The sequence below is a fragment of the Micromonospora sp. IBHARD003 genome, assembly GCF_056106285.1.
In genome coordinates this window covers 6507313-6533067 of sequence record NZ_JBWBBX010000001.1, presented here as the reverse complement: position 1 = coordinate 6533067, position 25755 = coordinate 6507313, and the positions used below count along the sequence as shown (strand labels likewise).

Sequence of the window (25755 nt, the reverse complement as noted above, 5' to 3'; positions counted from 1 at the left end):
CGACCGCTCGCACGTAGCGTGTTCCCCATGGAACGACTGGTCGTCATCGGCGGCGACGCGGCAGGGATGTCGGCCGCGTCGCAGGCCCGCAGGCTCAAGGGTCCGCAGGAACTGGAGATCGTCGCCTTCGAGCGGTCCCCGTTCGCCTCGTATTCGGCGTGCGGCATTCCGTACTGGATCGGAGGTGATGTGCCCGGGCGCGACGAGCTCGTCGCGCGGACGCCCGAGGAGCACCGGGCACGCGGGATCGATCTGCGGATGCGTACCGAGGTCCTGGAGATCGACCTGCCACGACCGGGAGGCCCGGCGCAGGGCGGGGGCAGGGTTCGGTCCCGTGACGTGGAGTCGGGCGACGAGTCGTGGACGGACTTCGACAAGCTCGTCATCGCGACCGGCGCCCGGCCGGTGCGCCCGTCGCTGCCTGGTATCGACGCCGCCGGTGTGCACGGCGTTCAGACCCTCGACGACGGGCAGGCGCTGCTCGACACGCTGTCCCGCGCACCGGGCAGGCGCGCCGTGGTCGTGGGAGCCGGCTACATCGGCGTGGAGATGGCCGAGGCGCTGCTGAAGCGCGGCTTCGAGGTGACCGTCGTCAACCGCGGCGAGCAGCCCATGGCCACCCTCGACCCCGATATGGGCCGGCTGGTGCACGCGGCGATGGACGGACTCGGCATCACGACCGTCGACGGCTCCGCGGTGACCGGGATCCTCACCGGGCAGGACAGGGTGCGCGCGGTCGCCACCGAGGACGCCGAGTACCCGGCGGACGTCGTCGTGCTCGGCATCGGTGTGGAGCCGCAGACGGAGCTGGCCCTGGCGGCGGGGCTGCCGCTCGGGGTGTACGGGGGGCTGCTCACCGATCTGGCGATGCGGGTGCGCGGTTACGACAACGTCTGGGCGGGCGGCGACTGCGTCGAGGTGCTGGACCTGGTGTCGGGCCGCGAGCGGCACGTCCCGCTCGGCACGCACGCCAACAAGCACGGCCAGGTCATCGGCGCCGGCGTCGGCGGCGGATACGCGACCTTCCCCGGGGTCGTGGGGACGGCCGTGAGCAAGGTCTGCGATCTGGAGATCGCGCGCACCGGGCTGCGGGAGAAGGACGCCCGAGAAGTGGGGCTGGAGTTCGTGACCGTGACGGTCGAGTCGACGAGCCGCGCCGGCTACTTCCCCGGCGCCGCGCCCATGACGGTGAAGATGCTCGCCGAGCGCCGTACGGGACGGCTGCTCGGCGTGCAGATCGTCGGGCGCGAGGGCGCCGCGAAGCGGGTGGACATCGCGGCGGTCGCCCTCACGGCCGGGATGACGGTGGAACAGATGACGTCCCTCGACCTGGGGTACGCCCCGCCCTTCTCGCCGGTCTGGGACCCGGTCCTGGTGGCCGCGCGCAAGGCGGTGGCGGCGGTACGGAAGGCCGGGTTCTGAGCCGACCCCGGGCCGGTTCCGGCCCGGGGTCCGGGGGTCAGCGGGCCGTCGCGGTGTGAACGTGCTCCACGAGCCGGGTCAGCGCGTCCGGGTCGGTGGTGGGCAGCACACCGTGCCCCAGGTTGAAGACATGGCCCTCGAGGCCCGCGGCGGCGTCCAGCACCTCGCGGGTCTTGGCCTCGACCGCCTCGGGCGAGGAGAAGAGGACCGCGGGGTCCAGATTGCCCTGGAGCGCCTTGCCGGGGCCGACCCGCCGGGCGGCCTCGTCGAGCGGGACCCGCCAGTCGACGCCGACGACGTCCGCGCCCACCTCGCCCATCAGGCCCAGCAGTTCACCGGTACCGACACCGAAGTGGATGCGCGGCACGCCGTAGTCCTGGACCGCGCGGAACACCTTGGCGGACGCGGGCATGACCGAACGCCGGTAGTCGGCGGGGGCCAGCGCGCCGACCCAGGAGTCGAAGAGCTGCACGGCCGATGCACCGGCCTCGATCTGCACCTTCAGGAAGGCCGAGGTGATGTCGGCCAGCCGGTCGAGCAGGTCGGCCCACAACTGCGGGTCGCCGTACATCAGGGCCTTGGTGTGCTCGTGGTTGCGGGACGGACCGCCCTCGACGAGATAGCTGGCGAGGGTGAACGGCGCGCCCGCGAACCCGATGAGCGGCGTGGCGCCGAGCTCGGTGGTGAGCATGCCGATGGCCTCGGTGACGTACGCGACGTCGTCGGGGGTCAGATCGCGCAGCCGGGCCAGGTCCTCGCGGCGGCGGATGGGCTCGGCGACGACCGGGCCGACTCCCGGCTTGATGTCCAGGTCGACGCCGATGGCCTTGAGCGGGACGACGATGTCGCTGAAGTAGATCGCCGCGTCGACCTTGTGGCGGCGCACCGGCTGGAGGGTGATCTCGGTGACCAGCTCCGGCCGCATGCACGACTCGAGCATCGGGATGCCCTCGCGCACCTTCAGGTACTCGGGCAGTGACCGTCCGGCCTGCCGCATGAACCAGACGGGCGTGTGCGGCACCGGCTCACGCCTGCACGCCCTGAGGAAGGCGGAGTCGTGGGTGGCGGAGGGCCGGGGCCTGCGGTCCGCGAAGGCCTCGTCCCCGGCGCGGTCGGTACCGGAAGTCGCGGGAGTCGTGGGAAGGTCGTTGGCGCTCACGCCCAGAATCTTCGCATGTGGGCGCAAGCGGCTTGCCCGGGCCGGGTGTCCCTCCCTGCACGCGGCCTCCGTTCCGCTTACTCTTCCCCGCATGGCTGCGGCTCAGGGACAGTACTCCGACTCCTCCGATTCCTCCGACGGCGCGGACGACGCGGACGGCGGGGAGCGGAACTCCGTCCCGCGCGCGTTCCGCCTGGCGGTGGACGCGCTGGCGTCCGCCCGGCTGCGTCCGGAGATCGAGGTGGAGCGGACCCGCCCGCCGCAGCGGCTGGCGCCGCACGCGTACGCCCTGGAGGCCGCGGTCGTCGACGACGGCGAGGACCTCGCGGACGGCCGTCTCGTGCTGTTGCACGACCCATCGGGCCACGAGGCATGGAAGGGTACGTTCCGGCTGGTCACACTGGTGCGGGCCGAGCTGGAGCCGGAGATGGCGGCCGATCCTCTGCTGCCCGAGGTCTGCTGGTCGTGGCTGACCGGGTCGCTGGAGGCGAGGGGGCTGTTCCACGGCGAGGCCGGCGGCACGATCACCCGGGCCGGTTCCCACTACTTCGGGGCGCTCGCCGACCGCCGTCCGGCGACCCAGATCGAGATCCGTGCTTCCTGGACACCGCTCGAGGGCAGGGACGGGGTGCCCGACACCGCGGCACATCTGGCGGCCTGGTGCGATCTGCTGTGCCAGGTCGCGGGACTGCCGCCGTCGGGCTCCGGCGGCCCGGAGCCCACGGGCCCGGGCGCGGGCGTGGTGTCGCTGCCGCAGCGCCGCGGCCCCCACGCGCGGTAGTCCGCCCACCGCCGCCGACGCGGCGGGCCCGACGGAGCACATGGCACCGGCGAAGCACACGGCACCGGGACGGTCCCCGGAGGGCGTATTCATAGGATGATCGATCACGCGTCCGAATTGCCGGAATTGTTACTCACCAAATCGTGATCATTCTCTAAAGGCGGGTGAGATTGCTGCCGAAGAGGTGGTGACCCTTCAAGCACGGTTCGCCCCGGCTTCATCCCCGAGCCGGCTCCGTCCCCCCACCTTTCCAGGAGGCCTGGTGTCCGTTCTCCTCGAGCAGCCCGCAAGCCTGGTCGCCTACCGCCCGAACAAGCCGACGGCCATGGTCGTCGTGGCCGACCCGCGCGTCCGCTCCACCGTCACCCGCCACCTGTGGGCGCTCGGAGTACGTGACGTCATCGAGGCGTCGTCCATCGCGGAGGCCCGTCCCCGCGTCGGCAACCCGCGCGACATCTGCGTGGCCGACGTCCACCTGCCCGACGGCTCCGGGCTGACCCTGCTGTCGGAGACCCGTGCGGCAGGCTGGCCCAACGGGCTCGCGCTGTCCGCTGCCGACGACATCGGCGCCGTCCGGAACGCCCTGGCCGGCGGGGTCAAGGGCTATGTCGTCACCGGCACCCGCACCAACCTCGGCCACCCCACCCGCCCCGGCGCCGCACCCATCGGCTCGGCGGCCGCCCGGCTGCACCGCCGTCCCCCCGGCGCCCCGAGCCACCCCGGCGGCTACCGCGAGCTGTCCGGTCGCGAAGTGGAGGTGCTCAGGCTCGTCGCCGAGGGCCAGTCGAACAAGGCGATCGGCGTCTCGATGGGCCTGTCCGCCCTGACCGTGAAGAGCCACCTCGCCCGGATCGCGCGCAAGCTCGGCACCGGCGACCGCGCCGGAATGGTGGCCGTCGCGCTGCGCACCGGCATCATCCACTGACGTCCCCAGGAGCACCCCTCGCCCGTCGACGGAACGTTCCGTCGACGGGCGGCTTCCGTTCACAGATACCCTTGACAGGTGACCGACGCCCAAGAGACCGCAGCAGAGCCGGACCTGCGTACCCCCGGGGGCGGCCCCCCGGACGACGGCCTCGTATTCGACGGGGTGCCGATCCCCCTACTGGAGCCGCGTGAGGGCATTCCCCCCGTGGTCTCCACCCCCGAGGCCCTCCAGTCCGTTGTCGCCGCGTTCGCCGCCGGCAGCGGCCCCATCGCCGTGGACGCCGAGCGCGCGTCCGGCTATCGGTACGGCCAGCGCGCCTATCTCGTCCAGCTGCGCCGTGAGGGCGCCGGCACGGCACTGATCGACCCGGTCGGCTGCACCGACCTCTCCGGACTCGGCGCGGCACTCGACGGCACCGAGTGGATCCTGCACGCGGCCACCCAGGACCTGCCGTGCCTGCGCGAAATAGGCATGGTGCCGACCCGGCTCTTCGACACCGAGCTGGCCGGGCGGCTCGCGGGCTTCCCGCGGGTGGGACTCGGCGCGATGGTCGAGTCGGTGCTCGGCTTCGCGCTGGAGAAGGGCCACTCCGCCGTGGACTGGTCCACGCGGCCCCTGCCCGAGCCATGGCTGCGGTACGCGGCCCTGGACGTGGAACTCCTGGTCGATCTGCGGGACGCGCTCGAGAAGGAGCTCGACCGGCAGGGGAAGCTGGAATGGGCGCAGCAGGAGTTCGAGGCGATCGCCTCGGCTCCGCCGGCCCCGCCCCGCAAGGACCCCTGGCGGCGTACGTCGGGGATGCACAAGGTGCGCCGGCGCCGGCAGATGGCGGTCGTACGCGAGCTGTGGACGGCCCGCGACAAGGTGGCACAGCGGCGGGACGTCTCCCCGGGCAAGGTGCTGAGCGACACGGCGATCGTCGAGGCGGCGCTGGCCGTGCCCGTGAACGTACAGGCGCTGACCGTGCTGCCCGGATTCGGGCACCGGATGGGGCGGCGCCAGCTGGAGCAGTGGCAGGCCGCGGTGGACCGGGCCAGGGCGCTGCCGGACGCGGAGCTGCCGCAGCCGGGGCAGCCGGTGGCCGGTCCCCCGCCCCCGCGCTCCTGGGCGGACAAGGACCCCGCGGCGGCGGCCCGGCTCTCGGCGGCACGGGCCTCGGTGTCCGCGCTGGCGGAACGGCTGAGCCTCCCCCAGGAGAACCTGATCACTCCGGACACGGTGCGGCGGGTGTGCTGGGAGCCACCGGCTGACGGCACCCCCGACGCGGTGGCCCAGGCCCTCACGGCCCTGGGCGCCCGCGCCTGGCAGGTCGAACAGGTGACACCTTTGCTGACCCGCGCGTTGTCAGCCCTGCCATAACGCTGCGTGTGCGCTGCGCTGTGCGGTGCGCGGTACGGCTGGCGGTGCGGTGCGCGGTGCGGCTGGCGGTGCGGTGTTGCCGCCTACCGGGTTGGCGCCCGGGGTGTCCGTCCTCAATCGCCGGACGGGCTCAGGGTGATCGGGCTTGCCCTGGGCGTTGTCGGTGAGGTTGGGGGCCTCTGCGGGGCTCGTATGCGACGACGGCATGATTTACGTCGCGCAACCCCGGACCGCGAAGGCACCGCTGTCGCAGCGCGACACAAATCACGCTTTAGTGTCTCTGCACACGACCCCTCCGAGTCCCCCCTTCCCGGGCACGGTAGGCGCCCCGGGGCGGGACTGGGCAGGTTGACTCGGCCGCACATGATCCCCCTGAGGGGCCACCGGGCCCCGTCTGCGGGACAGGGGCCGTGGAGGGGTCGTGTCCGGGACACTAAAGCGTGATTTGTGGCGCGCACCGCAGGCGATGCCATCACGGCAGGGTCAAGGCGCGCCGTAAATCATGCCGTCCAGGACGCGAGCCCCGGAACGGCACCAACCCCCACCAACACAACACCGGGCACGCCCACACACCCTCAGCCCGTCCGGCACTTGAGGACGGACACACCGGGCGCCAACCCGGGCACCGCCCACCCCGCAGAGGTACCCGCACCACCGCACCGCCAAAGGCACCCGCACCGCAGCGCGACCCATGTGTGACGTTCGCCGCTCCCGCGGCAAGGGGTGGGCAACCCTGTTACCCGCAAGTAGCATGAGGGCAAGCGCGCGCTTAGCCGCGCACGTGCAGCAGTGCCATCCCGCACCCTGGAGGAGAGCCATCGTGCCTCGTACCGTCAGGGACGTCGTCTTCGTCGACGGCGTCCGCACCCCGTTCGGCAAGGCGGGCCCGAAGGGCATCTACCACGAGACCCGTGCCGACGATCTCGTCGTAAAGGCCATCCGGGAGCTGCTGCGCCGCAACCCGGACCTCGACCCCAAGAAGATCGACGAGGTCGCCATCGCCGCGACCACGCAGATCGGTGACCAGGGTCTGACCATCGGCCGCACCGCCGGCATCCTCGCGGGTCTGCCGCAGTCCGTGCCCGGCTACTCCATCGACCGCATGTGCGCCGGCGCGCTGACCGCCGTCACCTCGGTCGCGGGCAGCGTGGCCTTCGGCGCCTACGACATCGCCATCGCCGGCGGTGTCGAGCACATGGGCCGCCACCCGATGGGTGAGGGCGTCGACCCCAACCCGCGCTTCGTGTCGGAGAAGCTCGTCGACGAGTCGGCCCTGTTCATGGGGATGACCGCGGAGAACCTGCACGACCGCTACCCCACGATCACCAAGCAGCGCGCCGACGAGTACGCCGTGCGCTCGCAGGAGAAGGCCGCCAAGGCGTACGCCAACGGCAAGATCCAGCAGGACCTGGTGCCGATCTCGGTGCGCCGCACCAACCCCGAGGCCGGCGAGACCGGCTGGGGCCTGGTCACCGCCGACGAGCCGATGCGCCCGGGCACCACGTTCGAGAACCTTCAGGGCCTGAAGACTCCGTTCCGTGTCCACGGTCGCGTCACCGCCGGTAACGCCGCGGGTCTGAACGACGGCGCCACCGCCTCGCTCATCGCCTCCGAGGACTTCGCCCGCGAGAACAACCTCCCGGTCAAGATGCGCCTGGTCGCGTACTCCTTCGCCGGTGTCGAGCCCGAGGTCATGGGCTACGGCCCGATCCCGGCGACGGAGAAGGCCCTCGCCCAGGCCGGCCTGTCGATCGACGACATCGGTCTGTTCGAGATCAACGAGGCCTTCGCCGTCCAGGTCCTGGCCTTCCTCGAGCACTACGGCATCGCCGACGACGACGCCCGCGTCAACCAGTACGGCGGCGCCATCGCGTACGGCCACCCGCTCGCCTCCTCCGGCGTCCGTCTGATGACGCAGCTGGCCCGCCAGTTCGAGGAGCAGCCGGAGGTCCGCTACGGCCTCACCACGATGTGCGTCGGCTTCGGCATGGGCGCCACCGTGATCTGGGAGAACCCGCACCACAAGGACGCCGGAGGCAACAAGTGAGCACCACCGCTGAGCTCCTGAAGGGCGCGGCCGAGCTGTTCCCGGACGAGGTCGTCACCCAGGCGCACGTACGCCACCTCGACCTCCCCGGCGGCGCGGGCAAGTTCGCCCTCATCACGCTGGACAACGGCTTCGACCACACCAAGCCGACCACCTTCGGCCCGCAGTCGCTGGCCAACCTCAGCATCGCGATCGACCAGGTCGAGGCCGAGGCCGCGAACGGCGACATCGTCGGCGCCGGCATCACCGGCAAGCCGTTCATCTTCGCCGTCGGCGCCGACCTCAAGGGCGTCGAGCTGCTGAAGCAGCACTCGGACGCGCTCGCCATCGGCAAGGGCGGCCACGACGTCTTCAAGCGCCTCGCCACGCTCGCCGTCCCCACCTTCGCGTACTACAACGGTGCGGCGATGGGCGGCGGTGTCGAGGTCGGTCTGCACTGCTCGTACCGCACGGTCTCCAAGGCCCTGCCGGCCTTCTCGCTGCCCGAGGTCTTCCTCGGTCTGGTCCCGGGCTGGGGCGGCTGCACGATCCTGCCGAACCTGATCGGCGCGGACCGCGCCGTCTCGGTGATCATCGAGAACTCGCTCAACCAGAACAAGCAGCTGAAGGGCAAGCAGGTCTTCGAGCTCGGCATCGCCGACGCGATCTTCGAGGGCGCCGACTTCCTGGAGCAGTCGCTGATCTGGACCGCGTCCGTCCTCAAGGGCGAGACCGTGGTCGAGCGCGCGGAGATCGACCGCGGTGAGGCCTGGGACCAGGCCGTCGCCCGCGGCCGGTTCATCGCCGACTCCAAGGTGCACGGTGCGGCTCCGGCCGCGTACCGCGCCCTCGACATCATCGAGGCATCCAAGGACGGCGACCTGCAGAAGGGCTTCGACGCCGAGGACACCGCCCTCGCCGACCTCATCATGGGCGGCGAACTGCGCTCCGGCATCTACGCCTTCAACCTGGTGCAGAAGCGCGGCAAGCGCCCCGCCGGTGCCCCGGACAAGAGCCTGGCCCGCCCGGTCACCAAGGTCGGTGTCGTCGGCGCCGGCCTGATGGCCTCCCAGCTGGCACTGCTCTTCCTGCGCCGCCTCGAGGTCCCGGTCGTCCTCACGGACATCGACCAGGAGCGCGTCGACAAGGGTGTGGGCTACGTCCACGCCGAGATCGAGAAGCTGCTGGGCAAGGGCCGGATCAACCAGGACAAGGCCAACCGCCTCAAGGCGCTGGTGACCGGTGTCCTCGACAAGGCCGAGGGCTTCGCGGACGCGGACTTCATCATCGAGGCCGTGTTCGAGGAGATGACCGTCAAGCAGAAGGTGTTCGCGGAGGTCGAGGCCGTCGCCCCGGCGCACGCGATCCTCGCCACCAACACCTCCTCGCTGTCGGTGTCCGAGATGGCCTCCAAGCTCCAGCACCCGGAGCGCGTGGTCGGCTTCCACTTCTTCAACCCGGTCGCGATCCTGCCGCTGCTGGAGATCGTCCGCGGTGAGAAGACCGACGACGCCTCGCTGGCCACGGCCTTCGGCGTCGCCAAGAAGCTGAAGAAGACCGCGGTGCTCACCAAGGACGCCCCGGCGTTCGTCGTGAACCGCATCCTGACCCGCTTCATGGGCGAGATCCAGAACGTCATCGACGAGGGCACCCCGGTCGCCACCGCCGAGAAGGCCATCGAGCCGCTCGGTCTGCCGATGTCCCCGCTGGTGCTGCTGGAGCTGGTCGGCCCGGCCATCGGTCTCCATGTCTCCGAGACCCTGAACCGCGCCTTCCCGGAGCGCTTCAAGGTCTCCCCGAACCTGAAGGCGGTCGTCGAGGCCGGCAAGCGCGGCTTCTACACGTACGACTCGGGCAAGCCCGAGCTCGACCCCGAGGTCGCGGCGCTGCTGAAGCAGGGCGACAGCGTCCTGACGGAGGAGCAGGTCCGGGCCCGCGTCCTGGACGCGGTCGCGCAGGAGATCGGCCTGATGCTCGAGGAGGGTGTCGTCGCCGAGGCGCAGGACATCGACCTCTGCCTGATCACCGGCGCCGGCTGGCCCTTCCACCTGGGCGGCATCACGCCGTACCTGGACCGTGAGGGCGTCAGCGAGCGGGTGAACGGCAAGACGTTCCTGGCGCAGGGCGTCGCGAGCGTCCCCGCGTAAGGCGTAGTCGGCACGGCGAACGGGCCGTACGGGATGCGAGTCCCGTACGGCCCGTTCGTGCTGTACGCCGCTGTGGCCGCACGGGCCGCCGCGCCGAAGACCGTCCCGGTCATGACACGGCGGTCGTCCCCGGCTCACCGGGTACGACCGCCGTGTGCCGCGTACGGCTGCCCTACAGGCGCTTCGCGCTGCGCAGGGTCGTCGCGTAGTAGCCGTTCCCGTCCAACCGTGAAGTGCCGCCCTTGTCACCGATGGTGGGGCCGTTCACTTCCTCCCGGCTGGAGATGAAGATCTTGTGGCCGTCGCCGTCGTGGCCCAGGTACATGCCCACATGGTCGATCCGGTCCTTGGTGCGGGCGTCCAGCTTGAAGAAGACCAGGTCACCGGGCTGGAGCACATCGATGGACTTCGGCCGGTCCGTGGGTGCGACGCCCTTGAGCGGAATGACATCGGCACCCACCCTGGAGCGGGCCATACCGTTCGCGCTGCGCGGCAGACCGTCGCCGGTGGTGTCGGACGAGGCGAGGGGATATCGGGCGCGGTAGCCCCACACCAGCCGCATATAGCCCGAGCAGTCGACGGAACGGGCACGCTTGGCCTCGAACTGCTGGGTGGTGCCGTCACGGAAGGTGTACGGGATGCCGAGGTAGTCGTAGAAGTCCGACAGTTCCTCGCGCAGGTCGTTGCCCGCGCTGCCGTTCGGGTTGAGCGGGCCGAAGTTGGCGTCGCCCCGGTACGGGATGCCCTCGTCGTCCTTCTTGACGGGCACGCCCTGGACGTACTCGAAGGCCATCGCGAAGACGTCCTCCTTGTCGCTCCCGTAGTACTCCTTGAACCAGTCCTTGAACCACTGCTCCTTCTCGGCGCCCTTGCGCCAGGGCTCCGGCATCAGCCGGACCCAGTCGTCCGTCTTCACCCGTGAGGTGGTGTTGACGGACTCGGTGAAGCTACGGCTCGGGCCCTTCAGGGTCGCGGTGCGGGCCTTGTCGGTGAAGGTGGCGAGCACCTGCCCGCCCTCGCCGCGGAGCACCGAGCGCTCGGGGTTCTTCAGACGCTCCCAGGTCTGCTTGCCACTGACCTTGCCGCCGCCCGATCCGAGCACCGGGGTGTCCGTGACGGACTGGATCGCCGGTGCCTTGGCCTGCTCGTCCTTGCGCAGTTCGACGGTCAGGTACGCGCTGCTTGCGAGCAGCGCGATCACGATCGCCGCGTGCACGACGCGAGGGGTCTTCTTCTTGGCATTCATGTGTCGGCTCCGGTGGGGCGGTCAGGCGGACGGCATGACGCCGAGGAGGATCCCGGCGGTGAGGACGACATAGGCCATGAGCGTCACCGAGCCGGTGGCCAGCAGCGTCGGGCCCTTGGGCTGGCGCACCAGCTGGTAGGCGATCAGGCCGGGGACGATGAACCCGAGGGTCTGGTTGCTGTACATCAGCGGGAACTCGAGCGAGAGCACGATCATCACGGTGGCCTGGAGCATCACACCGGTGAGCACGACCGCCGCGAACAGCCGCTTGCCGTAGAGGATCACATAGCGCTGCAGCACCAGGGTGCAGACGTAGGTGAGGACCGTGACGCCGACGACCATCGCGGCGCGCTGGAGGTCTTCGACGAGGGTGAGCGCGAGCCAGCCCGGGGTGATCATGCCTCCGGGTGAGAGGTTGGTCGTCAGATAGCAGACCAGCGAGAAGAGCAGCCCGAGGGCGATGCCGACCGCGGCGATCTCGGGAGTGAGGACGGACGGGATCAACGGGGCTCTCCTGGGCTGTACCACTGGTGCGGTTCGTCGGTGGGGGGTGTCGGAGGAACGCGTGGCTCGAAGGTGCCGCGGGACTGGCCGTGGCCGTCATGGGCCTGGTCGCCGTATGCCTGGTCCCGGTACGCCTGATCCCGGTACGCCTGATCCCGGTACGCCTGATCCCGGTACGCCTGATCGCCGTACACCGGATCGCCGTACGCCTGGCCACCACCGTGCGCTCGGCCGCTGTGGGGCGCGCCGTGCTGGGGAACGCCGTACTGGGGCGCGCCGTGCTGCGGAACGCCGCCGTCGGGCATGCCACCCCGCTGCTCGGGTACATGGACGCGGTGCCCGTAGCCGGGTGCGCCACCCCGCTGCTCGGGCACGTGGGGCCGGTGGCCGTAGCGGTTCTCGTACGCCTGCGAGTACTGCTGGTACGGGTCGACGTGGGGGGCGTACATCCGCGTCGTGTCGACGTCCTGCACGACCGGGGTCGCGGGACCTTCCGCAGTGGCGGGCATGGGGGCCGCCGGCTGCGAGGAGGGGTCACCCGCCGCGCTCTCGTCGGCGGGGAGCTCGGCGAGGTGCTCCAGGAGCACCTCGCCCTGGCCGTGGATGTTGCCGATGGCGACGAGGGACGAGTCGGGGCCGAGCCTGCCGAGCAGCTCGGCCATGAACTCCTCGCTGTCGCGTCCGTCGCCGCCGAGGTCGACGGCGCGGCCACGCCATTCGGCGGGGATCGCGTCGATGGCGCTCTTGGCCGGGTGGCCGATCACGAACACCTGGTCCGGCTGCAGGTCCGGAACGATCTGGCCCATCTGGCCGTTGCGCTCGACGCGGTCGGGACGGCAGTTGATGACCACGTTGAGCGGGCGGCTGATCGCCCCCAGGTCGAGGAGCTGGTTGATGTTCATCAGCGTCGACTCGGGGTCGTTGGCCGCGAAGACATTGGCGAAGCGGAGCTTCTTGCCGTCCTCGGTGACATACCGCTCGACGGAGAGGACACCCGGGTCCGGCGGGGCGTCGTACATGCCCTGCAGCGCGGTCCCGCGGTCCACGCCCAGCAGCTCGGCGACGACCAGGGCGATCGCCACGTTCTCCTTGAAGGTGAACCAGCTGAAGCCGCGCAGCTCCTCGTCGGTGACCATCTCGGGGTCGGCGTAGACCAGCTTGCAGTCCCGCTTGTCCGCCTCTTCCTTAAGGACGTGGAAGCGCTCCTTCTCCGCGGTGACACAGATGCCGCCGTGCGGCATCGAGCGGGACAGCGAGCGGCCGATGTCGTCGAGGGTCGGGCCCATCTCGGCGACGTGGTCCTCACGGACGTTGCACAGCACGCCGATCGTGGAGCGGATCAGCTTGGACTGGTTGATCTCCTGCAGCGCCGGCATGACCGCCATGCACTCCATCACGAGCGCGTCCGGGTGGTACGCGGCGGCCCGGCGGACGATGCCGATCTGCTCGACGACGTTGGCGATGCCGAACTTGCGGTAGACCGGCTCCTCGGTGGCGTCGGGATGGATGAAGCGGGCTGCCGTCCCGGTCGTCTTGGCGACCGTGGTGAGACCGCCGCCGCGCAGCGCTCCCGCGCACAGCCGGGTGATGGAGGACTTCCCGCGGATCCCGTTGACCAGGACCCGGGTGGGTATGTGCTCGAGGTTCACGAAATGCCTGCGCTGCTCGATGATCCCCGCGACCAGCAGGATCGCGCTGCACACCACCAGCACGGTGTAGAGGAAGAGCACGGTGGTCAGTTCCTTCCGGCGGGGGACGTCGCGCCGTCCCGCTTGCGCTGCTGTCCCGGCAACTGCTGCCGGATCAGCTCGAGGCTGCGGACGACGGCGCCGACCTCGTCGTGGTGGCGCGGATAGAGAACGGTGCGGCGGTCGCCGTCCGCCAGGGCCTCCGCCTGGCCGACGAGGGCACGCAGCGGGCGTACGACGACGATGTAGAGCCAGCCCAGGCAGGCGGTGGCCGCAGTGACACCGAGCAGACCCGTGAGCACCGTGCGGTTCTGGAGGTTGTACTCGGGGATCGCGAGCCCGGACGCCGGCTGCCAGCTGACGACGGTCCACCCGAGGGACTTCGCCGCGCCACCGCCGTCGAAGGGCGCCGCGGCGGCGATCCGGACCGTGCTGCCGTCCCGGTACCGGATACCCCTGGGGTCCAGGTCCTTGTCCTTGTTCTCGCCGGACTTCACGTTGACCTGCTCCACGAGGTCGCCGAGGCGGTCGTCGGGCAGGCCCTCGAACGCGAGGAAGCCGCTGTTGCCCGCGACGACCTCGCCCTTGGAGTCGACGACCCGGACCACGCCGAGCCCCGGGCGCTTGACCAGCGAGTTCAGGAACTCGATCCGGAACTCGCCCACCACGGCGGCTCCCTTGCGGCCCGCGATCTCGGCGGTGCCGATGACCACCGGCTCCTTGCCCTGCTTGTCGAGGAGCCGGATCGGCTCCTTGACCGGGCCCTTGCCCGCGGGGCTGTGCGGATCGGCACCGGACCGGGCGACGACCTTTCCGTCGGCGTCGAGGACGTAGAGCGAGTCGTAGCGCAGATGCTCCGACATGGTGCGCTCGAGGACCTTGGTCATCTCCGACGGCGACTTGCGGTCGCCGATCAGCGCGGCGACCGAGGCGAGGTCGGCGTGGCCCTCGTTGAGGCCCCGGCGTACCCGGTCCGTGAGGGTTTCGGTGCGCTCGCGCTGGTCGTGGACGATCTGCTTCGGCACCACGACCGAGCCGCCCGCGCGGTTGAACAGCAGCATGAGCGGGACGCACCAGACGAGCAGCAGCACTCCGCAGACGGCGAGCACCGTACGGGCGCTGAGCCGGGTCCGGGAACGCGACGGTGACTCGGCGGGGTCGCCGAGGAGCTGGCGGCGCAGCCGCTCCAGCGCCGCGCCGATCCGCGCCGCCTCGCCATACCTGGGCGCGGTGACGGGACGTACGAGCTCGCCGCGGGTGAGGCGTCGGCTCTCCAGGAAGAGCCGGATCAGCGGACGCTGCACGGTGCCGATGAGCACCGCCACGGTGACACCGCCGATGAGGAGCAGCGCGCCCGCGGCGAGCAGACCGAAGGCGGGCTTGCTGACCGTGGTGGTCTCCTCGGAGACGTTGACCATGGCGACGACGCGCAGCCCGAGGCCGGTCGCGACGGTCGACTCACCGGGCTGTGCTCCGGCGAGGGTGGCGTATCCGGCGACGGAGCGGTGGCCGAGGTAGTGGCCGCCGACGAGGCTTCCGCTGATGCCGGGAAAGCCTCCGGATCCGGGTTCCTTGGCCTTGAGTGGGTGGCCGTTCGCCTTGCCGGCGGCGGACGTGGCGAACGTCTTCAGCTGCTTGCCGGAGTTGGCGATCTTCTGGCGCTGGGCCGAGGTCTTGGCCTGCTCCGGCTCGGGGATGCCGTCCTGGCTGAGCACCTGGCCCTGCTGGTCGGTGACGGCGATGGCGCGGGAGCTGCCCAGGCTGATGCCGGGCACCTTCAGTCCGCTGGAGGCGACCAGCAGCTTCTGGGGCTGGCCCGGCCAGGCCAGCACGGCGAAGGCGAGCAGCCGGGTCTCACCGTTCTGGAGGCGGACCAGGCGGGGGGTCAGACCGTACTCGTCGCCGAGCTTGGAGCGGTCGATCGCGGTCAGCGGCACGTTCTCCCCGCGGGCGGCGAGGAGCTTGCCCGAGGTGATCTCGACGACGGCGGTGCCCAGCCACTTCTGGTAGACGTTGCCGATCTTGTCGAGTACGGAGTCGGCGGGTACCGGGGCGGCGGCGTTGAAGAGTCCGGCCGTACGCGTCAGGTCGGTGACGCTCTCGTCGATGGAGGCGCGCAGGGCGATGGCGCCGTCCTCGGCGAAGTGCTGCTGGGACGTCTGAACGGCTTTCGGGACGCGCTCGTTCGAGACGCGCCCCAGGGAGAGGGCGGTGATGCCCGCCAGGGCGAGGAGCAGAACTGACAAGACGGCTATAGGGGGACGTATGCCACCCAACAGGGACATGTCAGCCCGTCGGCGGACCTTATGCCGCCGCTTCGTGGACGAAGCGGCCAAGGTGGAGCTCCTCTCCTGACAAACCATGACATCAGAGGCAACCAGCGCCTCACCTGTCACGCCTCAGGGGCGGTCGGGCACGCAGTGTTGCGCACTGCCGTGCGAACCCCACATCAGACCGGCGTCATGGCAATTGAGTTGCGCGAATACAGAGAATGTGATCGAAGCCACGAAGGACAGGGCGGGCAAATCAGTCCGGAGGCCGCTCCCGGGACCGCGCCTCACCCGTACCCTCACCCGGGCCGGACACCAGGTCCCCATGCCGCCACACCGACCGCCGCCCGAGCGCCGCACGGCCGTCGCCGCGGGCGGCGCCCACGGGCGGCTCGGGTGCGGTGCCGGGAGACGACAGCGACCGGCGCGAAAAGCGTTTCATCACCTGGATATCTTTATATAGCTATGACCATTAACCGGACAAAGACGGTAACAATTGCAACAACGGTGATCGTTGTTGCTGCCGCCGTGCTCACCGGGCTCCTGCTGAGTCTGACCCATGGCCCCGGCCCCACAGAGAGTACGGGGCCTGTCGGCGACGACACCAACCGCCATGGCAACGGGACGGTGAACCTGGAGCAACGGATCACCGAGTACACCTCCCGCTTCGGCGAGGACAGCGGCTACCGGCGCCCCTCCGGCCGTGACCGGCGGACCGTGGCCGAGGGCGTCGCCCTGCTCTTGGACGGCCGCCGTGACCAGGCCGAAAGGCAGCTGTCCGACGTGGACTTCACGATCCGCGCACTCACCGACAGCGTCTCGGGCCGGCAGTACGCGGAAGTCGCCGACCGCACCGAGGACTCGCCTGCTCCCCGGGGGTGGGGACGCGTCTACGTCGATCTCTCCGCTCCGGCCCGCTGGTCCGTACAGGTGCCGCACCCCGTGGCGGACCGGCGCACCGAGGAACTCGGCGTACGTGTGCTGCGCGGCTCACCCGGCGGTGTGCTGGTGGTTGCCGGTGCACATCGCCGGGCCGGCGAGGACGACGCCGCCGATGTGGCGCATCGCACGGACAGCGTCTTCGACGCGGTCTGCGCGGAGCTCACGGAACGCGGACTGCCCGGGATCCAACTGCACGGATACGCGGACGACTCGGCACCCGGCTACGACGTCATCGCCTCCGCGGGCAATGGTGACCTGGCCCACGCCGAAGGCCGCGCACTCGCCGACGCCCTTCGTGCCCGTCACTTCGAGGTGTGCCGGGCCTGGGCACGCAGCTGTCCGCTCGAGGGTCGCAGCAACGTCCAGGGCCGCAAGGCCGCGGAAGAGGACGTTCCCTTCCTCCACATCGAATTCAGCAACAAGGTCCGCATGTCGGCCGAGGACGCGGCCGGCGCGACAGAGGCCATCGGCACGGTCACCCGGGCCTGGTCGGAGGACACTCCGGGGCGGACACAGGGCTGAAAGAGCCGGGAAAGGCCCGGAACCGAAACGCCGGGGAGGGCGCAGGGCCGAACGAGCCGGGGGCGGTCATGAACCGGGGTCAGCCGACCGGGACCGCCGTCCACGGCTCCATCGCCAACCCCGCCTCGGCCTTCTGCCGGGCCACCCGCAGGGTGCCGTCCGCGCCGAACGCCGCCAGCACCACCCGTGCGTTCCCGTCGACCGCGAGGGCCGGCACACCGGCGCACGGTGCTCCCGTCGAGGTCCAGGTCATGCCCGCCGGCTCCTCCTCGGTCGGGCACGCGGCCATGGCGGGACGCCCGTCCTTCCCGCGCTGGGCCAGGATCGTGCAGTCGACGCCGTCGACCGGGGTGCGCAGCATCGCGACCGGCCCCGTCCCGCCTTCGCCGCCGACGGCGACCGGAGTCATTCCCTCGCGCCAGATGTGCACGGCCCCCGTGGCGGCATCGCGCCAGGCATGGCTGAGACGCTTGACCCCCGTGCGCGCGGAGCTCATCGAGCTCTCGGCGATGGCGGCTCTGACGTCCTCGGCGCGCCGGAACGCCACGCCCGGGGTGTCCTGCACCCAGCGCGCGACGACCTCCGCGGTCGGTGCGAGGACCTCCATCAGACCGCTGCCGGTGAGCGACGCCGAGGGCACGCCCACGATCGCGCTGCCCTCGAGATCCGCCCACTTGTTCCATTTGCCGTTCGGCGTCTGGGACCGGCCGCAGACGCCGCCGCCCGCGTTGCGCACGAAGACGTGCAGCGAGCCGGCGGCATCGACGACGGCCGCCGGGAGGCCCATGCGCGCGGCGAGCTCGCGGTCCTGGTACGGGCTGCCCAGGGCGTACCACTCCCGCAGGGGGCGGCCTGACTGGTACTGGATGGCCTGCACGACGTCGGTGGCGCTCTGGCCGTCCGGGAGCCGTGTGCGCCGCAGCCCGACCAGCTGGACGTAGGCGTCCGGGCCCTGGGCGATCGCCAGAAAGGGCAGGATCCCGGGTGCGGGGAAGAGCTCGGGACCGGTCCAGTCCTCGACGCCGGCCTGCTTCTCCGTCCAGCGCAGCACACCGCCGGCGCCCGGTGTGTACGCGGCGAGGCGGCCGTCCTTGCCGCGCAGCAGCCAGCCGGCGGTCGGTGGCAGGGAGGGGTCGGCCGGGAGAGCGATCGCCGTCCGGACCGTGCGAAGCGACTCCCTGGGGGGCTCCTGGGCTTCGCCCGTCCGCCGCTTGGACCTCCGCGCCGGCCTCAGTGACATCGCCCGTCGCCACCTTTCCGAGACGCCGCCCAGGCGCTCGATCGAGGTGACGATAACACCCCCGGAAGGGTCTGGTCGCGCGCTGCGGAAACGCCTGGTCCCACCCCTCTGAGCTGCGGATTCTCCATGATCGTCAGGCTTCGCCGAACTGGCCGCCGAGAGGCGGTGGCCCGTTCCTGGGCGTCCGCCTCCCGGCTCCGCGTTGCCTGTGCCCCTGTTGTCCGTACCCCTGTTGTCCGTGCCCTCCCCCGCGGCCGGGCTGCCCGGGTGCCGGCCGTCAGTACCGGGCGTCCTTGCCCAGCTGGCCGAGGCGGCTGTGCCTGCGGCCGTAGGCGAAGTACACGATCACACCGATCACCATCCACACCGCGAAGCGGAACCAGGTCTCGCCCGGCAGGTTGAGCATCAGCCACACGGTGGCGGCGACCGAGACGATGGGCAGCGCCGGCACCCACGGGGTACGGAACGCGCGGTGCAGGTCGGGACGGGTGCGGCGGAGGACGATCACACCGATGGCGACGAGGACGAAGGCGAAGAGGGTGCCGATGTTCACCAGCGTCGCGAGTTCGTTGATGCTGGTGAAGCCGGCGACGACGGCGATGATCACGCCGAGCAGGATGGTGGGCCGGTACGGGGTGCGGAACCGCGGATGGGTGATGGAGAAGAAGCGCGGCAGCAGCCCGTCACGGCTCATGGCGAAGAACACCCGGGTCTGGCCGAGCAGCAGGATCAGACAGACGGTGGTGAGGCCGACAGCGGCGCCGAAGCTGATGATGCCGGCGTAGAAGGGGTGCCCGATGGCCTTGAAGGCATCGGCCAGCGGGGCACTCACCGACAGCCGGCTGTAGTGCTGCATACCGGTCACGACGATCGAGACGGCGACGTAGAGCACGGTGCAGATGAGGAGCGAGCCGAGGATGCCACGTGGCATGTCACGTTGCGGGTGCTTGGTCTCCTCGGCGGCGGTGGCCACCACGTCGAACCCGATGAAGGCGAAGAAGACGACGGACGCGGCGGTGAAGATGCCCATCACACCGAAGTTCGTCGGCTCATAGCCGAACATGAGCTGGATCAGCGGGGCGTTCCAGCCCGAGATACCGCCCGGCGGGACCTGCGACGGCGGGATGAACGGCTTGTAGTTGTCGCCCACGATGAAGAACAGGCCCGCGATGATCACGATCATGACCACGGTCACCTTGATGGCCACGACGATCGCGGTGATCCGGGCGGACAGCTTCATGCCGATGACCAGGATCACGGTGAGTACGAGCACCAGCAGGAAGGCCAGGATGTCGAAGGTGCCGCCGGGTGCGTCCGGCCCTTCGAGTACGGCTGGTAGGTGCCAGCCCGCGTTGTCGATCAGCGAGCGCACATAGCCGGACCAGCCGACGGCCACCACCGCCGTGCCCAGGGCGAACTCCAGGACGAGGTCCCAGCCGATGATCCAGGCCACCAGCTCGCCGAGGGAGGCGTACGCGAAGGTGTACGCCGAGCCGGCCACGGGGACGGTGGAGGCGAACTCCGCGTAGCAGAGGGCGGCCAGCGCGCAGACGATACCGGCGGCGACGAAGGCGAGGGCGGTGGCGGGGCCCGCGTTCTCCTTGGCCACCTTGCCGGTGAGCACGAAGATGCCCGTGCCGATGATCACGCCGACACCGAAGACGGTCAGATCCCAGGCGGAGAGCGACTTCTTGAGCGCGTGCTCGGGTTCTTCGGTATCCCGGATCGATTGCTCGACCGACTTCGTCCGGAACAATCCGGAATCTGGCGACTTCTGATCCGTACTCACCGGCGTACCTCCGTACCCATGGCCGTAAGCCCATGATCGAGAGGGGTACGGAACCTCGCCCGCGCTGATGCTCCGTTTCACACGAAAGGGCCGGTCGGACCCCTGTGGGATGGTCCGACCGGCCCAATGCGCGGGATTCTCCGTGTGACGTCAGTCGCGGGCCGGCTCGCGGGCCTCGGCCGGTTCGTCGTCGAGACGGCCGTCGAGCCTGGCGACCAGGCCCGTGACCTGCCGGGCGATGTCCGGTGCCGTCAGGCCGATCTCCGCCATGACCTCCTTGCGGGAGGCGTGGTCGAGGAAGCGGGGCGGGATACCGAAGTCGCGCAGCGGAAGGTCGACTCCGGCGTCACGCAGGGCCTGGGACACGGCCGCGCCGACACCGCCCACCCGGATGTTGTCCTCCACGGTGACGACGACCCGGTGCTTCTCGGCGAGCGGGGCGAGCGCCTCGTCGACCGGCTTGACCCAGCGGGGGTCGACCACGGTCGTGGAGATGCCCTGCTTGTCGAGGAGGTCGGCGACCTCCAGGCACATGGGCGCGAGCGCACCGACCGAGACCAGCAGCACGTCCGGACGCTCGGCACCCGGCCGGCGCAGCACGTCCATGCCGCCGATCCGCCCGACGGCCTTGACCGCGGGGCCGACCGCGCCCTTGGAGAAGCGCACCACCGTCGGCGCGTCCTTGACCTCTACGGCCTCACGCAGCTGGGCGCGTACCTGGTCGGCGTCGCGCGGCGCTGCGATCCGCAGACCGGGGACGACCTGGAGGATCGACATGTCCCACATGCCGTTGTGCGAGGCGCCGTCGGTGCCCGTGACACCCGCGCGGTCCAGCACGAACGTCACCCCGCACTTGTGCAGGGCGACGTCCATGAGCACCTGGTCGAAGGCACGGTTGAGGAAGGTGGCGTACACCGCGAAGACCGGGTGCACTCCGCCGGTGGCGAGACCGGCCGCGGAGACCGCGCCGTGCTGCTCGGCGATGCCGACGTCGTACACCCGCTCGGGGAACGCCTTGGCGAACTTGTCCAGGCCGACGGGCTGCAGCATCGCGGCGGTGATCGCGACGATGTCCTCGCGCTCCTTGCCGAGCGCGACCATCTCCTCGCCGAAGACGGACGTCCAGTCCAGCCCGGAGCTGGCGATCGGCAGACCGGTGTCGGGGTGGATCTTGCCGACGGCGTGGAAGCGGTCCGCCTCGTCCTGGAGGGCGGGCTGGTAGCCGCGGCCCTTCTCGGTGAGGCAGTGCACGATGACCGGGCCGCCGAAGCGCTTCGCCCGGGTGAGCGCGGACTCCAGGGCGGCGATGTCATGGCCGTCGATGGGACCCACGTACTTCAGGCCCAGGTCCTCGAACATGCCCTGCGGGGCGATGAAGTCCTTGAGGCCCTTCTTGGCTCCGTGCAGGGTCTCGTAGAGGGGCTTGCCGACGACGGGGGTGCGCTCGAGGATCTCCTTGCCGCGGGCGAGGAAGCGCTCGTAGCCGTCGGTGGTGCGCAGGGTCGCCAGATGGTTGGCGAGGCCGCCGATGGTCGGGGCGTAGGAGCGCTCGTTGTCGTTGACGACGATGACGAGCGGGCGGTCCTTGGCGTCCGCGATGTTGTTCAGCGCCTCCCAGGCCATACCGCCGGTGAGGGCACCGTCGCCGATGATCGCGACGACGTGGTCGTCCTTCTTCAGGACCTCGTTGGCCTTGGCCAGTCCGTCGGCCCAGCCGAGCACCGTCGAGGCGTGGGAGTTCTCGATGACGTCGTGCTCGGACTCGGCACGCGCCGGGTAGCCGGAGAGGCCGCCCTTCATCTTGAGCCTCGAGAAGTCCTGGCGGCCGGTCAGCAGCTTGTGCACGTAGCTCTGGTGGCCCGTGTCCCAGAGGACCTTGTCCTTCGGGGACTCGAAGACCCTGTGGAGGGCGATGGTCAGTTCGACCACACCGAGGTTGGGGCCGAGGTGACCGCCGGTCTTGGACACGGCGTCCACGAGGAATGTCCGGATCTCTGCGGCCAGCTGGTCGAGCTGCTCCGGGCCGAGCCGGTCCAGATCCCGCGGTCCCTTGATACGGGTAAGCAATGCCACCCGTGCCTCCTTGCGTGTGAGCTGGTCGAGCGTGCCGATCCGCCGAGTCTAGTGTTCCGCCCCCGGCGGCAGTCATCGGGCAGTGCCTTGCGCGTCCCTCCTTTGGCGGACCCGGATCAGGGACGGGGCATCACCTACCCGCGTCCTCACAGGAACACGCAGCAGTGCCCGGCACCGGTTCCGGTGCCGGGCACTGCGTGCGCGGCGTTGGGGCCTGCCGTTCGGATCACACGGGGCTGATCCGAGCGAAGGACCTCAGGCGCGACCTGCGGTCTTCTGCGTCTTGCGGGTGACCGAGTCGATCACGACGGTGGCGAGGAGCACACCACCGGTGATCATGTACTGGATCGGCGTGGCAATGCCCTCGAGAGCCAGGCCGTACTGGATCGAGACGATCACCATCACACCGAGCAGGGCGTTCCAGGTGCGCCCGCGGCCGCCGAAGAGGCTGGTGCCACCGATGACGGCCGCCGCGATGACGTTCATCAGCAGGTCACCGGCGCCGGCGCTCTGGTTGGCCGCCGCGATCTTGGAGGCCCAGAACAGACCGCCGATGGCCGCGAAGGTGCCCGCGATGGCGAAGACCGAGATCCGGATCGCCGTGACGTTGATACCGGCGCGGCGGGACGCCTCGACGCTGCCGCCGAGGGCGAAGATCTTGCGTCCGTACGCGGTGCGCCGCAGCAGGAAGTCGGTGACCACCAGCACGACCAGGAACAGCACCAGCGCCAGCGGCAGACCCTTGTACTGGTTGAACATGTACGCGGCGGCGAAGGACGCGATCGCCAGGAGGACGGACCGGAAGAAGATGTCCCCGACCGGGCGGGAGGGGATCCCGGCGGCCTCACGGCGGCGGCTGTCGAGGAACGCCGAGAGGAAGTAGGCCACCACCGAGAACGCGGCCAGACCGTAGGCCGCGGCCACGTCGGGGAAGTAGTACGTGGTCAGCTGGCCGACGATCCCCTCGCCGTCCAGGTTGATGGTGCCCTGGTCGCCGAGCAGCTGGAGCATGAAGCCCAGCCAGAAGAGCAGGCCCGCCAGGGTGACGGCGAAGGCCGGGGCGCCGATCCGGGCGAAGAAGAAGCCGTGCAGGGCGCCGATGGCCGCTCCGCTTCCCAGGGCGACGAGCACGGCGAGCCACTCGTTCATCCCGTGGGTCACGGTCAGCACGGCGACGATCGCGCCGGACACACCGCTGACGGAACCGACGGAGAGGTCGATCTCGCCGAGCAGCAGCACGAAGATGATGCCGACGGCCATCATGCCGGTGGCGACCATCGTGACCGCGATGTTGCTCAGGTTCTGCGCTGACAGGAACTGCGAGTTCATGCTCTGGAAGATCGCGCAGATCAGGATCAGACCGATGACCACCGGGAGCGAGCCGAGGTCGCCGGCGTGCATCTTGCGCTTGAACTCGCCGATGTAGCCGGCGAAGCCCTGCTCGCGCACCAGCAGGCGGGGGTCGACCGCGGTGACCGCGTCGTGCGCCGCGTCCGGGTTCACTACCTGGTGTCCGCCGCCGATGGAGGTGGAGGTCTTGTGGGTGCTCACTTCTGCGCCTCCGAGGTGCGCGCCGCACGACGGGTCACGGCGTTGTCCGTGGCGCCCGTGATGGCGGAGATGATCTCTTCCTGCGAGGTGGACTTGACGTCGAAGACGCCGTTGTTCCGGCCGAGCCGGAGCACCGCGACCTTGTCGGCGACAGCCTTCACATCGGCCATGTTGTGGCTGATGAGGATGACCGCGTGACCGCGCTCGCGCAGCCGCTCGACGAGGTCGAGGACCTGGGCGGTCTGCTCGACGCCGAGGGCGGCCGTGGGCTCGTCGAGGATGACGAGCTTGGGCTCGCCCAGCATCGAACGGGCGATGGCGACCGTCTGCCGCTGACCGCCGGAGAGCGAGGCGATCGGGATACGGACGCTGGGGATGCGGATCGACAGCATGCTCAGCAGTTCGCGGGAGCGGCGCTCCATCTCGACCTCGTCGAGGACGCCGCGCCTGCGCAGCTCCCGGCCGAGGTAGAGGTTGCCGACGACGTCGATGTTGTCGCACAGCGCGAGGTCCTGGTAGACGGTCGCGATGCCCAGGTTCTGGGCGTCGTGCGGCTTGTGGATCGAGACGGACCTGCCCTCCCACTCGATGACGCCCTCATCGATGGGGTGCACGCCTGCGATCGTCTTGACCAGCGTGGACTTTCCGGCGCCGTTGTCGCCTACGAGAGCGACCACCTCGCCGCCGTGGACCTCAAGCTCTACGTCGGTGAGCGCCTGAACGGCACCGAACCGCTTGGAGACCCCGCGCAACGCCAGCACGGGCGTAGCGGACACGTGAACCATCTCCTTCGCCGCCTGACCGGCGGGGATCCCGCGCCCCCGGGAAGGCGCGGTGGGTCGAGCAGAATCAAGTATTCAGAAGAACCGGTTGAACCGGAGTGAAGAAGCGTTTCTGTCCGGTGCCCCGCCCCGATAGCGGGGCTGGACTGGGGCGGGGCACCGAAGCCTTTACTTCAGGCCGAGCGCGTCGCAGGCGGCCTTGTACTTCGGGGTGCAGATCTCGGCGACGGTGTAGACGCCGTCCTTGACCACGGTGTCCTTGATGTTGTTCTTGGTCAGCGAGACGACCGGGACGAGCACCGCCGGGATCCCCTTGTTGGTGGGGCTGTCGACCCGGGCGGTCTCGATACCGCCGAGCTTCTCGCCCTTGGCGAGATTCACCGCCATCTCGGCGGCCGCGGCGGCCTCCGGAGCGTACGGCTTGTAGACGCTCATGAACTGCTCACCCGCGACGATGCGCTGCACACCGGCGAGCTCGGCGTCCTGGCCGGTGACCGGCGGAAGCTTGGTGAAGCCGCCCGCCTTCAGGGCGGTGATGATGCCGCCCGCCATGCCGTCGTTCGCGGAGTAGACGCCGACGATGTTGTCCTTGCCGAGGGCCGAGATCGCGGCCTCCATGTTGGCGTTGGCGTTCTCCGGCTTCCACTCCTTGGTGTCGTACTCCTTGCCGACGGTGACCTTGCCGTCGAGCTCGGCCTTCGCACCCTTCTTGAACAGGGCGGCGTTCGGGTCGGTGATGGCACCGTTCATCATGACGATCTTGCCGGTCTTGGCCTTGTCGCCCAGCGCCTCGAGGAGCGCCTTGCCCTGGACGTGGCCGACCTCTTCGTTGTCGAAGGAGGTGTAGGCGTCGATCGGGCCCTCGGCGAGGCGGTCGAAGGCGACGACCGGGATGCCGGCCTCCTTGGCGCGCTTGACGCTGCCGGCGATGGCCTTGGAGTCGACCGAGTCGAGGATCAGCGCGTCGACCTTGTTGGTGATCATCGTGTCGACCTGCTGGCTCTGCAGAGTGGCGTCCTGCTTCGCGTTGGCGTAGACGACCTCGGCCTTGCCGCCGGTGAGCTCGCTGATCTTCTTCTCGATGAGCGGCTTGTCGAACTTCTCGTAGCGGGCGGTCTGGTTCTCCGGGAGGAGGAGACCGATCTTGAGGTCGTTGCCCTTCTTCTCGCCCGAGCCGTTGGCCTTCTCGCCGGACTCCTTGGCGCTGCCACAGGCGGCGAGGGACACGGCCATGGCGGTGGCGGCCAGAGCCACGGCGGCACGACGCATCTGCGTGTTCATTCAGAAACCTCCCTGACGAGGCCGCATCGCCGCGGCCGAGGTGGC

At 70.1% G+C, this 25755-nt stretch carries 18 protein-coding genes; 7 read left to right on the top strand and 11 right to left on the bottom strand.

Features of this window, described 5'->3' with window-relative positions:
• Positions 1–27 precede the first annotated feature (27 nt).
• Positions 28–1422 (top strand): FAD-dependent oxidoreductase, encoded by a 1395-nt coding sequence (locus ACTWOL_RS28740; RefSeq protein WP_474299721.1) that lies wholly within the window; start codon positions 28–30, stop codon positions 1420–1422.
• 37 nt (positions 1423–1459) lie between these two features.
• Here the strand turns inward: ACTWOL_RS28740 and hemE are convergent, their stop codons facing one another.
• Positions 1460–2581, bottom strand: a complete 1122-nt coding sequence (hemE, locus tag ACTWOL_RS28735) for a uroporphyrinogen decarboxylase (protein ID WP_474299720.1) — start codon at positions 2579–2581, stop codon at positions 1460–1462.
• Positions 2582–2672: 91 nt separating this feature from the next.
• Between hemE and ACTWOL_RS28730 the strand changes: the two genes are divergently transcribed.
• The 5 genes from ACTWOL_RS28730 to ACTWOL_RS28710 all read left to right on the top strand — a co-directional run bounded on the left by ACTWOL_RS28730 (position 2673) and on the right by ACTWOL_RS28710 (position 9822).
• Positions 2673–3362: a DUF3000 domain-containing protein gene (locus ACTWOL_RS28730; RefSeq protein ID WP_474299719.1), complete on the top strand. Its 690-nt coding sequence runs from the start codon at positions 2673–2675 to the stop codon at positions 3360–3362.
• 262 nt (positions 3363–3624) lie between these two features.
• Positions 3625–4287, top strand: coding sequence for a response regulator transcription factor (locus ACTWOL_RS28725; RefSeq protein WP_242330499.1), 663 nt, complete (start codon positions 3625–3627; stop codon positions 4285–4287).
• Between the two features lie 78 nt (positions 4288–4365).
• Entirely contained in the window at positions 4366–5649 is a 1284-nt protein-coding gene (locus ACTWOL_RS28720) for an HRDC domain-containing protein (RefSeq protein WP_474299718.1), read from the top strand.
• 820 nt (positions 5650–6469) lie between these two features.
• Entirely contained in the window at positions 6470–7696 is a 1227-nt protein-coding gene (locus ACTWOL_RS28715) for a thiolase family protein (RefSeq protein ID WP_474299717.1), read from the top strand.
• On the top strand, positions 7693–9822 hold the full coding sequence (locus ACTWOL_RS28710) for a 3-hydroxyacyl-CoA dehydrogenase NAD-binding domain-containing protein (RefSeq protein WP_474299716.1): 2130 nt from the start codon (positions 7693–7695) through the stop codon (positions 9820–9822). Before ACTWOL_RS28715 ends, ACTWOL_RS28710 begins: the two co-directional genes overlap by 4 nt.
• A 172-nt stretch (positions 9823–9994) precedes the next feature.
• On the opposite strand, the gene ACTWOL_RS28705 is transcribed toward ACTWOL_RS28710, so the two are convergent.
• The 4 genes from ACTWOL_RS28705 to ACTWOL_RS28690 are packed head-to-tail and all read right to left on the bottom strand — an operon-like array spanning position 9995 to position 15506.
• On the bottom strand, positions 9995–11068 hold the full coding sequence (locus ACTWOL_RS28705) for a C40 family peptidase (RefSeq protein ID WP_474299715.1): 1074 nt from the start codon (positions 11066–11068) through the stop codon (positions 9995–9997).
• A gap of 21 nt (positions 11069–11089) precedes the next feature.
• Positions 11090–11572: a poly-gamma-glutamate biosynthesis protein PgsC/CapC gene (locus ACTWOL_RS28700; RefSeq protein WP_474299714.1), complete on the bottom strand. Its 483-nt coding sequence runs from the start codon at positions 11570–11572 to the stop codon at positions 11090–11092.
• Complete coding sequence (gene pgsB / locus ACTWOL_RS28695) at positions 11569–13302, bottom strand: poly-gamma-glutamate synthase PgsB (RefSeq protein ID WP_474299713.1); 1734 nt, start codon at positions 13300–13302, stop codon at positions 11569–11571. The genes ACTWOL_RS28700 and pgsB overlap by 4 nt, the downstream gene beginning before the upstream one ends.
• A 5-nt stretch (positions 13303–13307) precedes the next feature.
• Positions 13308–15506 (bottom strand): cache domain-containing protein, encoded by a 2199-nt coding sequence (locus tag ACTWOL_RS28690; RefSeq protein ID WP_474299712.1) that lies wholly within the window; start codon positions 15504–15506, stop codon positions 13308–13310.
• A gap of 531 nt (positions 15507–16037) precedes the next feature.
• Here ACTWOL_RS28690 and ACTWOL_RS28685 point away from each other — a divergent pair.
• Positions 16038–16994: a hypothetical protein gene (locus ACTWOL_RS28685; RefSeq protein WP_474299711.1), complete on the top strand. Its 957-nt coding sequence runs from the start codon at positions 16038–16040 to the stop codon at positions 16992–16994.
• Between the two features lie 79 nt (positions 16995–17073).
• On the opposite strand, the gene ACTWOL_RS28680 is transcribed toward ACTWOL_RS28685, so the two are convergent.
• The 6 genes from ACTWOL_RS28680 to ACTWOL_RS28655 all read right to left on the bottom strand — a co-directional run bounded on the left by ACTWOL_RS28680 (position 17074) and on the right by ACTWOL_RS28655 (position 25710).
• Entirely contained in the window at positions 17074–18234 is a 1161-nt protein-coding gene (locus ACTWOL_RS28680; protein WP_474299710.1) for a PLL family lectin, read from the bottom strand.
• Positions 18235–18511: 277 nt separating this feature from the next.
• Positions 18512–20023 (bottom strand): amino acid permease, encoded by a 1512-nt coding sequence (locus ACTWOL_RS28675; RefSeq protein ID WP_474299709.1) that lies wholly within the window; start codon positions 20021–20023, stop codon positions 18512–18514.
• Between the two features lie 150 nt (positions 20024–20173).
• Positions 20174–22096 (bottom strand): 1-deoxy-D-xylulose-5-phosphate synthase, encoded by a 1923-nt coding sequence (gene dxs / locus ACTWOL_RS28670; RefSeq protein ID WP_474299708.1) that lies wholly within the window; start codon positions 22094–22096, stop codon positions 20174–20176.
• A gap of 255 nt (positions 22097–22351) precedes the next feature.
• A complete protein-coding gene (locus ACTWOL_RS28665; RefSeq protein WP_474299707.1) occupies positions 22352–23647 on the bottom strand; it encodes a sugar ABC transporter permease in 1296 nt (431 codons plus the stop codon).
• A complete protein-coding gene (locus ACTWOL_RS28660) occupies positions 23644–24423 on the bottom strand; it encodes an ATP-binding cassette domain-containing protein (protein WP_474299706.1) in 780 nt (259 codons plus the stop codon). The genes ACTWOL_RS28665 and ACTWOL_RS28660 overlap by 4 nt, the downstream gene beginning before the upstream one ends.
• A 174-nt stretch (positions 24424–24597) precedes the next feature.
• On the bottom strand, positions 24598–25710 hold the full coding sequence (locus ACTWOL_RS28655; protein WP_474299705.1) for a substrate-binding domain-containing protein: 1113 nt from the start codon (positions 25708–25710) through the stop codon (positions 24598–24600).
• Between the last annotated feature and the right edge of the window lie 45 nt (positions 25711–25755).